We start from the raw sequence: 13,534 nt of genomic DNA, 5'->3' as shown, positions 1-13,534 counted from the left end.
TCTTACGAACGATCGCATGGTTGTTAGATTGTCTCCATGGCTTTCGAACCACTGGATTCCTGCGATCTGCTATGCATGGATCTCCCCCACGCCGAAGACGTCCGCGCTGCCCTGCCCGCACTCGTCGACGTCGAACCACTCGCCGACGCTGCACGAGCATTCGGCGACCCCACCCGCCTGACCATCGCCCTCGCCTTGAACGCCGGCGGACAGATGTGCGGCTGCGACATCGCATGGATCGTGGGGCAGAGCCAGAAACTGGTTTCCCACCACCTCCGCAAGCTCAAAACGGCGAACAACGTGACCTCGACCCGGCAAGGGAAGCTCGTCATGTACTCACTCACAGACCGCGGAGCGCACCTGCTGTCGGTCCTGACCGAGCCACTTTCCGCCGCCTCGGCCAGGCCCAGGGTCGCCACCCCCGCTGATGTCGACCATGTCTGACGCATGCTGCGGACCGACCCCTACACCGCCGCCGATAGACGACAGGCCTCGGAGATTGTGGCAGGTACACGAACTGCAACTAGCCGCTGCAGCCGCGATCATCCTCATCGCGTCGTGGGCGCTCGGCCGAACAGGTGTCGACACGGTAGCGACCCTCGGCGGACTGGTAGCCGCCTCGCTCGCCGGGATCACCTTCTTACCTGCGACGATGAGAAATCTTCGGCACGGCCGTATCGGTGTCGGCACGCTGATGACGATCGCATTGGTCGGAGCCATCGCATTGCGACAAATCCCCGAAGCTGCGATGCTCGGCATCTTGTTCTCCATCGCCGAAGGGCTCGAAGAACACGCGGTCACCAAGACTCGCCGCGGACTTCGTGCCCTCCTGTCGTTGGTGCCGCCGACGGTGTCGGTCATACGCAGTGGAATCGAGTCGACGCTGTCCCCCGACGACATCGTCGTCGGAGACACCATGGTGCTGCGACCCGGCGAGCGGGCTGCCACAGACGGAACCATCACCCGCGGATCGACCAACCTGGACCTGTCCGCGATCACCGGTGAATCCGTCCCCATCGAAGCCGGTGTCGGCGACGACGTGTTTGCCGGTGCCATCAACGGCGGCGGGGCCATCGACGTCACCGTGACCACGAAGGCGTCGGAGAGCTCACTCGCTCGCATCGTGCACATCGTCGAGCAAGCCCAGGACCGCAAAGGGTCCGGCCAGCGGCTCGCAGACCGGATTGCACGCCCCCTCGTGCCCTCGATCATGGTTCTCGCCGTCCTCGTCGCCGGCGTGGGCGCGATGCTCGGCGACCCCATGCTATGGCTCGAACGAGCACTGGTGGTCCTGGTCGCGGCATCACCGTGCGCGCTGGCGATCTCCGTTCCCTTGTCGGTGGTTGCAGCAATCGGCGCAGCAAGTCGCAACGGGGCATTGATCAAAGGCGGCGCAGCCGTTGAGGAACTCGGCCTCATCCGTGTCGTAGCGCTGGACAAGACCGGCACCCTCACCGCAGGAAAACCGGAAGTCGTCGACGTCGTCACCGCAGACGGCATCAACCGTGCAGACGCGCTGGCCACGGCAGCTGCTCTCGAAGCGCGCAGTGAGCACCCACTGGCCAGCGCCATACTCGCGTCCGTGTCGACCGTTGCGGCAGCCGACGACGTCACCGCAATCCCCGGGCACGGTGTGACCGGCACCCTCGACGGAACCCCGATCAGGCTCGGAAAACCGAGCTGGTTCGACACCGACATGTTCCGGGAGGACGTACACCGCTTGCAAAGCGCCGGTGCCACAGTCGTTCTGGTCGAACGCGCAGGATTTCTGATTGCCGCGATCGCCGTCCGCGACGAGCTTCGGCCCGAGGCCGCCGATGCCGTCCGCCAACTCACTGCTCTCGGGATAGACACCGCGATGCTCACCGGAGACAACGCGCTCACCGCGCAGGCTTTGGCGGCGGAAGCAGGCATCACTACCGTTCACGCGGACCTACTGCCCGAGGAGAAAGCCTCCCTGCTGGCCGACATTGCGGCCGGAAGGAAGATTGCCATGGTGGGCGACGGGATCAACGACGCTCCTGCCTTGGCGACCGCAGATATCGGGATCGCCATGGGCGCGATGGGAACCGATGTCGCCATCGAGACCGCCGACGTTGCCCTCATGGGTGAGGACCTGCGCCACCTACCCCAGGTGCTGGCCCACGCCCGGCGTGCCCGCGGCATCATCGTCCAGAACATCGCCCTGTCGATTGCCATCATCGGCATCCTCGTGCCATTGGCTGCCACCGGAATTTTGAGCCTCACCACCGTGGTCCTGGTCCACGAGCTCGCCGAAGTTCTGGTGATCGCCAACGCAATTCGTGCCGCCCGCACCAGACCGTTGGATGGGTTCGTCCCGCCGCCGTCAGGCTCGGGCACCGTCAACCTCACCGTCGCTCCTGCGCCGGAATTCCAGGATGCATGCTGTGCTCCCGCACCAAATCCTGGAAACACAGCCGTCGACAAGATGCCTTCGGACCTACTGGTGCCTGCTATCACGGTGCCGCTGGCTTCGACCGGATCCGACCAAGAAAATCCCGGTTGCTCAAGTCAATGTTTCTGTTGCACAGACAAATCGGCGTACGGGGAAAGCTGAACCCTTCTTGCCTGACGATCGAATCCGCACTGTCTCACGGAGTGAGCACAATTCGGCCGAATACCTGCCCGTCGTCCATTCGCTGATGAGCCTCGGCAGCACGATCGAGTGGTAGAACCTCGTCGACGACGGCGTGGAGTCGGCCGGGCGTGAAGAGGTCTGCTCGCACTCGGTCTCGTTCGGCGGTGGGGATGGTGTCGAGGCTCAGCATGCTGATCGTCAACGATCGCCGGAAATTGCGCATCAAGGTGGGGCCGATCTCGGCCGGGGGACCTGCGACGACACCGACGACAACGAGGCGTCCATTATCCGCGAGCCGTTCTACGAAGTCTGGAAAGTTCGGCCCAGCAACGATGTCCACGATCACATCGAACGTATCGGGCGCGCCGCCGCGGCCATCGCGATCCAACACATCGGTAGCTCCGAACGAGCGGAGCTTCGTACCGCGCTCGTCCGAGGACGTCGTGACCGACACCGACGACGCCCCCGCGATCGCGGCCAATTCCACCGCGGCGATGCCAATGCTCCCACCTGCGCCGCGCACGAGCACCGACTCTCCGGCCACCAGCCGGGCACGATCGAGCGCGAAATGCGCTACCGGACCGGCCGATCCGAGCGTGACGGCATCGATACCGGATAGGTGCTCGGGCAGTGCCACCACGTCGGCCAGATCGACGACCGCCTGCTCGGCGTAGCCACCGCCCATGCCGGTGAACGCCCACACCCGTCTCCCCATCCAGCTCGCGTCCACACCGTCGCCGACATCGGTGACAACACCTGCTACCTCGCTGCCCGGAACATGTCCGGCACTCAGCCCGAGGGTGCCGAGGGTGCCGCGGCGGACGATGGCGTCGACGCCGCCGACTCCGATTGCCTCCGTGCGAATCTGGACCTGCCCTGCCGACGGAACGGGCGTCGGCACCTCCACCACCTGCATGCCATCGGAACTTCCGAACGTCTGTATCGCTATTGCCTTCACATCTGCCTCCGGTCGATTCGAGTTCCGCCGACGTTAGTGGACACCCCCGTCCGTTTACGTAAAGTGAGAGCCATGGTCCAAGAATTGACTCGCCTACGTTCCGATGCCGAGAACAACCGGGACCGCATACTCGAGGTTGCGCGCGAAGTGTTCGCCTCGGACGGGCTCGCGGTGTCCATGCGCGAGGTTGCGCGCCGGGCGGACGTAGGGCCCGCCACGCTGTATCGCCGCTTCCCGACCAAGAAGGACTTGATCCTCGAAGCGTTCCTTGCCGAGTTCCGCCTGTGCCGCAACATCGTTGCGAGCGGGTGTGCCGATCCTGACGCGTGGCGCGGGTTGTGCAGCGTGATCGAACAACTCAGTGAACTCAACGCCAGGAATCAGGGATTCACTGAGGCGTTCATGGCCGAGTACCCCGGCACCGTCGATCTCTCGACGCATCGCAACGACGCCCTACGCGGGTTCACCGGGCTCGCGGCCCGCGCGCAGCGGCAAGGTAAACTGCGATCCGACTTCGTCGTCGACGATCTCGTTCTCTTCCTCAGCGCCAACCGGGGACTCTCGACTCTCTCGACCGAGGACCGCGTCCACGCCGCCCGACGATTCGCGGCCCTGATGATCGACGGGTTGCACGCGTCGCCGACCAACCAGACGTTGCCGATCTCGCCCCGACTCGGGGTGAGGTCCTTGCTGCGGGGTTGACACGATTGGCTAATCCGATTAGCTTTTAGCTACATCAGTTAGCCGCATCGATCCCGGAGCCCATCATGACCGACCTACTCGCCATCGGCGACAACACACTCGCATACGACCTGATCGGTGACGGTCCCCTCGTCGTCCTGGCCCACGGCATCGGAGACAGTCGGCATGCGTACCGCTTTCTCGCCCCGGCGCTGGTCGAGGCCGGATACCGGGTAGCGAACCTCGACATCCGTGGTTGCGGTGAGTCCAGCCTCGAATGGGACGGCTACCGCCGGACCGACATCGCCGGCGACTTGGTCGCCCTCGTTCGTCACCTCGGTGGGCCGGCGGTGATCATCGGCCATTCGATCAGCGGTGGTGCCGCGACCATCGCTGCCGCCACCGCCCCCGAATTGATCGTGGGCCTCGTCGAGCTCGCACCCTTCACTCGCGCCGTCACCTATTCCTTCGGCGCTTTGCTGACGAACAATCAGTACCGCAGCGCCACCGTACTGCTGGGTCGAACCGTGATGACCGGAAGCCTGACCGCCTGGCAGAAGTACCTCGATCGCGCCTACCCGATCAAGCCCGCCGACTGGGACGATGAGCTGGCTCGCATCGGAACCGTCCTGCGCGAGCCCGGCCGAATGAAAGCCCTTCAGTCCATGTGCAATTCCGCGCCCACCGACGCCGGTGCCCAACTCGGCAACGTGCACTGCCCAGTACTCGTCGTCGAAGGCAGTGCCGATCCCGATTTCGCCGACCCCCGCGCCGAGGCCGACCGCATCGTCGCCGATCTCCCCACCGGCATCGGCGAGGTAGCCGTCCTCGACGGCGTCGGGCATTACCCACACGCCCAGGCACCGAATGAACCTCTTGCCGTTGCTTTTCCGTTCCTCGAAAGGACGCTCAACCATGCCTAGGGCCGGCCTCGCTCCCGCATCGGTCACCGAAGCCGCTGCCGATCTGGCCGACGAGATCGGGATCGACCGCATGTCCATGGGACTGGTGGCCGAACGACTCGGCGTCAAGACACCCTCGCTCTACAAGCACGTCGACAATTTGGCCGATCTGGTGCATCGCGTTGGCGTGCTGGCCATGAACGAACTATGCGACACCATCCGCGACGCCACCCAAGGCCGTGCAGGTCGCGACGCGCTCGTCGCCGGAACTCGTGCCATGCGCGATTACGTCGTCGCTCATCCCGGCAGATATGCCGCAGGCAACGCCGCCCAGATCACCGGACCCGACGACCCCCTCATGGCCGCAGCCAACCGCGTCATGGATTCCTGGGCCGCCATGTTGCACGGCTACCGCATCGACCCGGCACAGCAGACACATGCGCTACGGATGCTGCGCAGCCTGCTGCACGGATTCACCACACTCGAAACCGCACATAGCTTTCAACTCGGCACCGACCTCGACGACAGCTTCGACTGGATGATCGACTTCGTCGACCAGTCCTTGACTCGAGCTGCGAAACCGACGCCTTCAGAACGGGACTGAGCCGTCGGCGGAGTCGGTCGATCTCAACGACGTTCTCGGCGAGCACGTTTGACGCTGTACAGACCTGCGTCGGCGCGGGCAAGGATGTCCGAGACCGACTCTTGCGGATCGGTGGACTCGGCTGTTCCGACACTTGCGTAGGGCAGCGACTCGGCGGTGACACGAACGAAGTCGTCGACCACGTCATGGCCGTGCCCGGTCAGGAGCGCCGCGAACTCGTCGCCTCCCAGTCGCGCGATCACTGCGCCGGGTGGTGCTGCTCGTGTCCAGGACTGCGCCAGATCGATCAGCAATTCGTCACCCGCCCGGTGTCCGGCCGAATCGTTGACGGCTTTGAAATCGTCGACGTCCACGATCACCACCGCTACCGGGACCCCCGCAGTTCTGCTGCCCGCCACCTGCGCCGTGGCCATTTCCCATCCCGCCCGGTTGAACACTCCGGTCAGAGGATCGGTGCACGACGCCGCGATGAGAGCCTTGGTCACCACGCCGAACGCCTCGCCTGCGGCAATCACCGCCACACCGAAGATCAGGTACGAAATCGGGTACATCGGAGCAGGAGACACCCACACCGCCGACAGCACAGCCGCCACGAGCGCGCCGATCAGCACTCTGCCGATTCCATCTCGGTGGAAGGCCCGTATGTACATCGCCAGAAACATCGCCGCGATCAAGCACTGACTCTGCGCCGCTGCGAGCCGATGGAACGCCATCACGGCGGGTGTCGCGACCATCGCCGCGGCCAACCCGAGCCGAAACGCCACCGCAGTACCGGGGCGAACCCACAACACCACGATGCCGACTGCGCCCACACAGATCGCCACGACACCGCCGGTGACATCGGACGTCACCCGGCCACCGTGAGGCAGCAGTGTCAGGATCACCCCGACTGCATACAAACCGGTCGTGGCCAGCAAAAAGTACTTCAACAGCCGCGTCCGAAGACCCGCCGTCCCATGCACCGAACTCGGATGCAGAACGAGAGGGAACGACCGCATGGCCAATACCCTGCCAGGGCGTGGGACACCTGTCTCGGCCAGGACCCCGCCATTCCTTCACTGCGACGACTTCCACACATGGACGGGTTCAGCATTGACGGTAAATGCCGCCCACACGGGTGCTGAGCGCGACTGCGAGACCGAGACCACAGAACGCTGCTCCGATGGCCATCGGAGCAGTCGGTCCGACCACGTCGACACCCACTGCACCGATCGCCGCGCCGCCGGCGATCGAGACATTGAAGACCAACACGTACAGCGACGTCGCCGGCTCACGGCTGTTCGGTGCAGCCTCGAACACCGCCGTCTGCAACAGCACCGGCAACGCCGAATAAGACAGTCCCCACACACCGACCAACACAAGCACACCTACGGTGCCGACCGGAGCTGTCAGAACGAGCAGGGTGACGGCCAGGATGCACACGCCCACCACCAGCGTCTTCGACGATCGTGCGGACGCGAACCCGGCTACCGCGTTCCCATGCCACCCCGGCAATTCCATAGAGCAACAGATTCCCGCTGACGGCATCAGTGGAGGCACCCACACCATCGAGGAGATAGGGCGCGATATAGGTGTAGGCGGCGTAGTTTCCGATCACCGCCGCCGCGGCCACCAGCAGTATTGCCGCGATTCCTTTGGAGCGTAAAGCATCTCGAAATCCTGGGGACCGTGCTGGACGAAGCGCAGGCAAGGACGGCAGCAGCACGCGAACCGCAATACCCACCACCGCCGTCAGACCCGCGAGGGCCCCGAATGCCCCCTTCCATCCCAACCAATCCCCCAGCCAGGTCCCAGCAGGAACACCGAGGACAAGGCCGAGCGAGATACCGGAGAAGGCCACCGCGGTTGCTCGCACCCGCTGGCTCGGTAGAACCAGGCGTACGGCCACTGTCGCGACAATCGACCACATCAACCCATGTGCAACACCGACGAAGAACCGCGCCGCCATGAGTTGCGCATATGTGGTGACAAGAGCGGTCGCAGTGTTACCGAGCACGAACACGGCAATGATGATCAGCACCACCGTGCGGCGGTCGACAGGACGCGTCCAGCGGGTCGCCACAGGAGCGAGGAGGCCCGCCACGATGCCGTACAGGGTGACGGACAGACCTGCGGTGCCCACACTGATTCCCAGGTCGCCTGCTATCGCAGGAAGTAGCCCGATCGGCAACATCTCCGTTGCCGTCACCGAGAACACGGCCACTGCCAGGACAGTGACGCACGCCCACGCTCGCGGCGGTGTCATTGCAGCAGTAGCAAATTCACTGACGGGGTCGCGTACGGGCACGGTGTGGTCGGTCACGGGACTCCTGATCGTCGTTCAGCGGGACACTCGGCATCCGCTACTCTGACCCACCAGGGCACCATTCGGAAGTAGGTACCCAGAAGTGCCCTAGTCCGATACGAGACGGGAATCCACATGAGAGCTGCGCACGACGACTCAATGGCAGTCAACACAGCTGCTGTACAACATGATTCGTTCTTGGTCACATGCAGCAGTCGACAGCTTCTGTCTCGGTTGGCCGACAAGTGGGTGACGCTCGTCTTGTGCGCATTGATGGACGGCCGAGCGCGCCACTCCGTATTGGCCCGACGGATCACCGGCGTCAGCCAGAAGATGCTCACTCAAACTCTGCGCAACTTGGAGCGCGACGGGTTGGTCGAGCGCACCGTCACGCCGACGGTCCCACTCACAGTCGAGTACGAATTGACCGCTCTCGGAGCGTCATTGGTGAACGTCTTTCTGCAACTGAAGAACTGGGCCGACGAGAACATGGACGACGTCGCTCGCGCCCGTGAGGACTTCGATGCCCGCGTTGCGCACAGCGCTACTGGGGCCGGGAACTGAACCGACAACAAATGTCGGCTGACGCCCACGCCCAGGCATGGAACGCCGTTCCAGTTGTGGCAGGATCTGCCCATGACGAACACGAAGCCGGCATCAGCTCGACGTTCCGATGCTCTGTCGAAAAAGCGCATCGTGCAGGCAGCGATCGAGATGCTCGATGAGGGTGGCACCGACGCTCTGACGTTTCGGACCCTTGCCGCACGCCTGTCCACGGGCCCCGGAGCGCTCTATCACCATGTCGGCAACAGGGACGATCTGCTCGCGGCAACGGCAACAGCTGTCATGGCATCGGCGTTCGAGCCGATCCCCGAGAACGAGGCGGAAGGACGGGGTGTTCGCGGCCTGATAATGAGAGTGTTCGACGTGATCACCACGAGGCCCTGGGTGGCAACACAACTCGCCGCCGCGCCGTGGCAGCCGGCCGTCATGCATCTCTTCGACCGCATCGGAACCGAACTCGACGCACACGGAGTTCCCGAAAGTGCGCAATTCGACGCCGCATCCGTCCTTCTATACCACGTTCTCGGGGTTGCGAGTCAACGCGATGCCGGGATGCAACTGCCCGCGACGGTGACGGACCGCACGGCATTTCTCGACGCCACGCGCACAGCGGTGACGGACTCCGGCGACTATCCGTTCCTGACCCGCATCGCGTCGCAGTTCGCAGGCCACGACGACCGAGAGCAGTTCCAGGCCGGAGTCGACATCATCCTGGCCGGCATCGACCGAGGTTGAACCGAACGACACTCACCACGCCCGCTCCTGCTTCACTTGACAGCGTTGGAACACTGTTCCATCCTTTGTTGGAACAGTGTTCCAACAACGGGCGGAGACAGCCATGAATACATCCATCTCGATCATCGGTGCAGGGCTCGGCGGCTTGGTGCTGGCACGGGTACTGCACGTGCATGGAATCGCCGCCACGGTGTACGAGGCCGACTCCGCGGCCGAAGCTCGCACACAAGGCGGACAGCTCGACATCCACGGTAACGACGGGCAAGTCGCCCTCGCCGCGGCCTGGCTGACAGAGCAGTTCCGCGCCATCATTCACGAGGGAGGCGAAGCGACTCGCGTCCTACGCCCGAACGGCGAGGCTCTGCTCGACGAACCCGACGACGGCACCGGAGGCCGACCGGAGGTGTTGCGCGGCGACCTGCGACGCATTCTGCTCGACTCACTGCCGGCCGACACCGTTCAATGGGGCCACAAGCTCACCTCCGTCCACCCACTGGGCAATGGGCAACACGAAATCGAGTTCGAGAACGGAACCACCACGGTCAGTGATCTGCTCGTCGGTGCCGACGGCGCGTGGTCACGAGTCCGATCCCTGCTCTCCGCCGCCGTGCCCGAGTATGTGGGCACGGTCTTCATCGAGACCTACCTCCACGACGTCGACGTACGCCACCCCGCCACCGCCCGCGCAGTCGGCGGTGGCGCGATGTTCGCCCTCACACCGGGTAAGGGAATCACCGTGCATCGCGAGGCAGGCAACATCCTGCACACCTACGTTCAGCTCAACCGCAGCGCCGACTGGATCGACTCGATCGACTTCTCCGACGCGGTCTCCGCCAAAGCAACGGTCGCAGCCGAGTTCGACGGGTGGGCACCGGAATTGACGGAATTGATCACCGGCGGGAAAACCGCGCTGGTTCCCCGCAGGATCTTCACGCTACCCAACGACCACCACTGGGATCACACATCGGGAGTGACACTCTTGGGCGACGCCGCACACCTGATGCCGCCATCCGGAGACGGCGCGAATCTGGCAATGTTCGACGGTGCAGAACTCGCTCGCGCGATTTCCGATCACCGCGGCAACATCGATGCAGCCGTGTCGGCCTTCGAGAAGGCCATGTTCACACGAAGTGAAGCGGTGGCAATCCAGGCACATGAGACGCTCGACATGTGCCTCGGGGAACGATCCCCGTTCGGGATGATCGACCTGCTCACCGGCGTCACCAACGGAGTGTGATCACTCGTCGCCGAGCGCATTTCTGCGCTGGCAATGATTGGCCACGTTGATTCGTTTGCCGCACAGATCCGTCGAGCAGGGTCCGAGGCTCGGGGCGCTATGCGTGGATGGTGAATCACATTGGGACACAGCGATACCGACTGCGGATGCAATGGGGTGCTACATGCCGTTGTCCACGATCGACCACGGATCCGACGATTCCCGCCGTGCCAGGATGTATCCCCATGATGTTGCCCCTTCCGGCATGGACCCGTCTCCGCCGGTGAGATCGAACCGTACCGCCACCCAGGCCGCGAATCGATATCCTTCGGCGGCGGTACCCGTGGTCTGGTCATCCTCTGCGACTCCGACGATCTCGAGGTTGTCCAGGTGCCTGCGAGGTTCGCCGAACCAGGACCTCAGCATCAGCCACCGATCATCGGCGACCAAGGACTCACCCGTCGACGAATCGCCGGCGTTGACCGCATCGACCCAACCTCGGACCACCGCTGCCGGGTCCTGCCGATCGACCGTTTCAACCGACTCGCCAGCGGTGGCGCTGTGGGTGCACCCTGCGAGCAACAACACCACGAGCACCAACACGGCACCGAGGCTGGACACTGCCGACCACCGACTCTTCATCGCACCTACTACACACCAAGATTCGCACAGCCACAACGACAACGGGCACCGTTGCAGTGGGCGACCCACCACGTGGCACTCGCCCAGGCTCCGGCGGCAGAGGGCGTGATGATTCGTACCTTCGAGTACGTTCTGCTCATGGCTCCGAAGTGGGAACAGGTCCGCGCGAGTAATTACGGCACGATGGGCCGCACCGTCAGCGGTGTCGTGCATCGAAACGATGGATCGCGTCAGCTGGTTCGCCACGAACCGGACACGACGTCGTGGCGTATGGATGACGAGTCGGGCGACCCAACGTTCATCGAGAACGCGGACAACAGGTGGTCGCGTGGCGCGGACGGCGTCATGGTCCATGCGGTGAAGAACGCGAACACGTTTTACTTGGACATGGGATCGCCGGCTCCACTGCTGCGCGCGTACGACATGTTCCCGCAGAGAAGCAATCACGGGTTCGGCGACTCGCGTTTCACCGATCCGACAGCGCCGCAACAGGTCACAGTGCGCGGGCGCGACGGGTGGGAAGTAGAAGCCACCGATCCACTCTCGACCGAACGGATCACGTATGTGATCGATGCCGAACTGGGAGTCGCCCTGCGATGGCAGTGCGGCGACCAGTGGATGGAACTCGAGAACCCTGTCCTGGGCGAGGATTTCGACGCTGACGTGTTCCGATGGTCGGGCCCGTCACGCCCGTCGGACGACGACATGGCCCGAGTGCAGCGCGAACAGCAAGAACGAGAACAAGCCCTGGCGAGTATCGCCCGAGCGGTGCCCACCTGGTTGCCGACGACCATCACCACCACACCCCAGTCGGGAGATCCTCGTACAGGAGAACTCGTACTGGCAGTCGAAGGTCATACTGATTACTTCACGCTTCGCCGCTGGGTCACCGCTATCGGCGAACCCGAGGTGACCTGGCCGAACGATCAGACTCCGGCCCGCCACCGTCAGAGTATCGGTGAGTGGACCTACGAGATCCGCTGCTATCAGGAGATGCGTCCGGAGGACTGCGAGCGCATCATTGACTCGATTGAGCCCGTCGACCCACCGGAACGCAGTGCAGCAGACATCGCTGCGGAAATTGCTGCGGACGAACGAGATCGGCGCGAGGCCGAAATCACCGACATGCTCGGAACGGGACGTGTGTTGGCCGATCACCTCACGGGGGAATCATTGCTGATCCGCACGGACTTCTCCGACGACTCGGCCTGGCGTGAGATCGCGCTCGCCGCCATGGCGCCTGTCGACCAGGGCAACGACATGGAGTTCGAGGCCGTACTGACGTGCATCGACAATAACGATCACGACGGCTGGTCCGTCGAACAACTCCTTCAAGCGTTGGGTGACTCACCGCCGTATTACGTCTTCGTGGTCGACACCGACACGGTGCAGAACCCCGAGCACCCGATAGCCGTCGTCGACACGGGAGCCGACGACCCGGAGCGTCACGGCAAGACGTTTCGAACCGTCCCGTCGGAGATGTGGAGCATCGAGAACAATCTGTCGATCGCCAACATGGATTTCGACGACTTCGCAGACAGCGCCGACAAAGACGGCGTCTTCCGCGGCTTCCCGGAACCTGCACAACCCGTCGAACAGGTGACGACACAGGATGTGGCCGGGTGGATCGCCGATGATCTGCACACCGACACGCTTCGTCGGTTCCACCGTGAGATCGACGGGTGGAAGTACCCGTACCCGGTCGCGCTGTTCGAGGCGGAGATGACCGAAGTGCACACCCAGTTGCTGGCCGCAGACTACGACAGCCGTACCGACACCGAGCTCATCGGTCACGACGAGTTCCGTGAAGTCGCAGCCCGAGGAGGGCCGGCACTGCACGGAGGGATTCCCGTGAACGGCGCGTACTGGTCGTTTCTGCTCGACTTGGAGTCCCGCCGCCCACTGGCTGCCTACCGGCTCGAGTTCCTCCCGCCGACCGATCAACCGGTCCAGGACAGTCACGCATCGTCCTCCGCGGTAGTGGAGGTTCCCTTCATTTCGAACGAGATGGTGTCACTGTCATCGCTCACCGACGACGATGACCTCGTCGATCGCGACGCCGTCCGGCGGGCCGTCACCGCAGAGGCTGTGCGACTGCACGGCCCGGACATGGTCGGCAGCGTGGAACCCGCCCTGATGCGAATCCCGCGGCTCGAAGGATTCAGCATCGGATGCTCAGTCCAGATCGGCGGCAACCACATGTTCTACGTGGCTGTTGTGACCGCTGTCGACAACGAGTTCATCATCAGGGAAGTACCACCGGAAGGGCTGCGGGTGGTTGCCACACGTCACGATCAGAAATAATCGAACTACGCAATTCAGCAGTGGATCAAAAGATTTGGGGAATAC

At 63.7% G+C, this 13,534-nt stretch carries 14 protein-coding genes; 9 read left to right on the top strand and 5 right to left on the bottom strand.

What is annotated here, in order from left to right:
• Positions 1-36: 36 nt before the first annotated feature.
• Complete coding sequence (locus ACQR3T_RS16070) at positions 37-444, top strand: ArsR/SmtB family transcription factor (protein ID WP_428694102.1); 408 nt, start codon at positions 37-39, stop codon at positions 442-444.
• A complete protein-coding gene (locus ACQR3T_RS16065) occupies positions 437-2,578 on the top strand; it encodes a heavy metal translocating P-type ATPase (protein ID WP_428694101.1) in 2,142 nt (713 codons plus the stop codon). Before ACQR3T_RS16070 ends, ACQR3T_RS16065 begins: the two co-directional genes overlap by 8 nt.
• A 34-nt stretch (positions 2,579-2,612) precedes the next feature.
• Here ACQR3T_RS16065 and ACQR3T_RS16060 read toward each other — a convergent pair whose 3' ends face one another.
• A complete protein-coding gene (locus ACQR3T_RS16060) occupies positions 2,613-3,557 on the bottom strand; it encodes a zinc-binding dehydrogenase (RefSeq protein WP_428694100.1) in 945 nt (314 codons plus the stop codon).
• 72 nt (positions 3,558-3,629) lie between these two features.
• On the opposite strand from ACQR3T_RS16060, the gene ACQR3T_RS16055 reads away from it, so the two are divergent.
• The 3 genes from ACQR3T_RS16055 to ACQR3T_RS16045 all read left to right on the top strand — a co-directional run bounded on the left by ACQR3T_RS16055 (position 3,630) and on the right by ACQR3T_RS16045 (position 5,744).
• A complete protein-coding gene (locus tag ACQR3T_RS16055; RefSeq protein ID WP_428694099.1) occupies positions 3,630-4,259 on the top strand; it encodes a TetR/AcrR family transcriptional regulator in 630 nt (209 codons plus the stop codon).
• A 65-nt stretch (positions 4,260-4,324) separates the two neighbouring features.
• Positions 4,325-5,161, top strand: a complete 837-nt coding sequence (locus tag ACQR3T_RS16050; RefSeq protein ID WP_428694098.1) for an alpha/beta fold hydrolase — start codon at positions 4,325-4,327, stop codon at positions 5,159-5,161.
• Positions 5,154-5,744, top strand: coding sequence for a TetR/AcrR family transcriptional regulator (locus ACQR3T_RS16045; RefSeq protein WP_428694097.1), 591 nt, complete (start codon positions 5,154-5,156; stop codon positions 5,742-5,744). The genes ACQR3T_RS16050 and ACQR3T_RS16045 overlap by 8 nt, the downstream gene beginning before the upstream one ends.
• Before the next feature lie 23 nt (positions 5,745-5,767).
• Here ACQR3T_RS16045 and ACQR3T_RS16040 read toward each other — a convergent pair whose 3' ends face one another.
• The 3 genes from ACQR3T_RS16040 to ACQR3T_RS16030 form a co-directional block, all read right to left on the bottom strand.
• Positions 5,768-6,742 (bottom strand): GGDEF domain-containing protein, encoded by a 975-nt coding sequence (locus tag ACQR3T_RS16040; protein ID WP_052070376.1) that lies wholly within the window; start codon positions 6,740-6,742, stop codon positions 5,768-5,770.
• A gap of 88 nt (positions 6,743-6,830) precedes the next feature.
• Positions 6,831-7,061 (bottom strand): hypothetical protein, encoded by a 231-nt coding sequence (locus tag ACQR3T_RS16035; protein WP_428694096.1) that lies wholly within the window; start codon positions 7,059-7,061, stop codon positions 6,831-6,833.
• On the bottom strand, positions 7,015-8,046 hold the full coding sequence (locus ACQR3T_RS16030) for an MFS transporter (protein ID WP_428694095.1): 1,032 nt from the start codon (positions 8,044-8,046) through the stop codon (positions 7,015-7,017). The genes ACQR3T_RS16035 and ACQR3T_RS16030 overlap by 47 nt, the downstream gene beginning before the upstream one ends.
• Before the next feature lie 141 nt (positions 8,047-8,187).
• Here ACQR3T_RS16030 and ACQR3T_RS16025 point away from each other — a divergent pair, with 141 nt between their 5' ends.
• The 3 genes from ACQR3T_RS16025 to ACQR3T_RS16015 all read left to right on the top strand — a co-directional run bounded on the left by ACQR3T_RS16025 (position 8,188) and on the right by ACQR3T_RS16015 (position 10,564).
• Positions 8,188-8,592: a winged helix-turn-helix transcriptional regulator gene (locus ACQR3T_RS16025; protein WP_428694094.1), complete on the top strand. Its 405-nt coding sequence runs from the start codon at positions 8,188-8,190 to the stop codon at positions 8,590-8,592.
• A 72-nt stretch (positions 8,593-8,664) separates the two neighbouring features.
• Complete coding sequence (locus ACQR3T_RS16020) at positions 8,665-9,327, top strand: TetR/AcrR family transcriptional regulator (protein WP_428694093.1); 663 nt, start codon at positions 8,665-8,667, stop codon at positions 9,325-9,327.
• Between the two features lie 103 nt (positions 9,328-9,430).
• Positions 9,431-10,564, top strand: coding sequence for an FAD-dependent oxidoreductase (locus ACQR3T_RS16015; RefSeq protein ID WP_428694092.1), 1,134 nt, complete (start codon positions 9,431-9,433; stop codon positions 10,562-10,564).
• 159 nt (positions 10,565-10,723) lie between these two features.
• On the opposite strand, the gene ACQR3T_RS16010 is transcribed toward ACQR3T_RS16015, so the two are convergent.
• Positions 10,724-11,185: a hypothetical protein gene (locus ACQR3T_RS16010; RefSeq protein ID WP_428694091.1), complete on the bottom strand. Its 462-nt coding sequence runs from the start codon at positions 11,183-11,185 to the stop codon at positions 10,724-10,726.
• 72 nt (positions 11,186-11,257) lie between these two features.
• Between ACQR3T_RS16010 and ACQR3T_RS16005 the strand changes: the two genes are divergently transcribed.
• Positions 11,258-13,489 (top strand): DUF6924 domain-containing protein, encoded by a 2,232-nt coding sequence (locus ACQR3T_RS16005; protein WP_428694090.1) that lies wholly within the window; start codon positions 11,258-11,260, stop codon positions 13,487-13,489.
• The last annotated feature ends 45 nt before the right edge of the window (positions 13,490-13,534 follow it).

Origin of the sequence: Rhodococcus sp. IEGM1428 (genome assembly GCF_050321865.1) — a bacterium.
In the GTDB taxonomy this organism is placed as follows: Bacteria; Actinomycetota; Actinomycetes; order Mycobacteriales; family Mycobacteriaceae; genus Rhodococcoides.
Note: the sequence above shows the minus strand (reverse complement) of the source record. Positions and strands in the feature narration are given on the sequence as shown.

Bases quoted from the DNA above. Each gene is read 5' to 3' on its own strand.
- ACQR3T_RS16010 (WP_428694091.1), bottom strand. From the start codon at position 11,185: ATGAAGAGTCGGTGGTCGGCAGTGTCCAGCCTCGGTGCCGTGTTGGTG.
- ACQR3T_RS16065 (WP_428694101.1), top strand. From the start codon at position 437: ATGTCTGACGCATGCTGCGGACCGACCCCTACACCGCCGCCGATAGAC.
- ACQR3T_RS16040 (WP_052070376.1), bottom strand. From the start codon at position 6,742: ATGCGGTCGTTCCCTCTCGTTCTGCATCCGAGTTCGGTGCATGGGACG.
- ACQR3T_RS16015 (WP_428694092.1), top strand. From the start codon at position 9,431: ATGAATACATCCATCTCGATCATCGGTGCAGGGCTCGGCGGCTTGGTG.
- ACQR3T_RS16070 (WP_428694102.1), top strand. From the start codon at position 37: ATGGCTTTCGAACCACTGGATTCCTGCGATCTGCTATGCATGGATCTC.
- ACQR3T_RS16020 (WP_428694093.1), top strand. From the start codon at position 8,665: ATGACGAACACGAAGCCGGCATCAGCTCGACGTTCCGATGCTCTGTCG.
- ACQR3T_RS16025 (WP_428694094.1), top strand. From the start codon at position 8,188: ATGGCAGTCAACACAGCTGCTGTACAACATGATTCGTTCTTGGTCACA.
- ACQR3T_RS16055 (WP_428694099.1), top strand. From the start codon at position 3,630: ATGGTCCAAGAATTGACTCGCCTACGTTCCGATGCCGAGAACAACCGG.
- ACQR3T_RS16045 (WP_428694097.1), top strand. From the start codon at position 5,154: ATGCCTAGGGCCGGCCTCGCTCCCGCATCGGTCACCGAAGCCGCTGCC.
- ACQR3T_RS16050 (WP_428694098.1), top strand. From the start codon at position 4,325: ATGACCGACCTACTCGCCATCGGCGACAACACACTCGCATACGACCTG.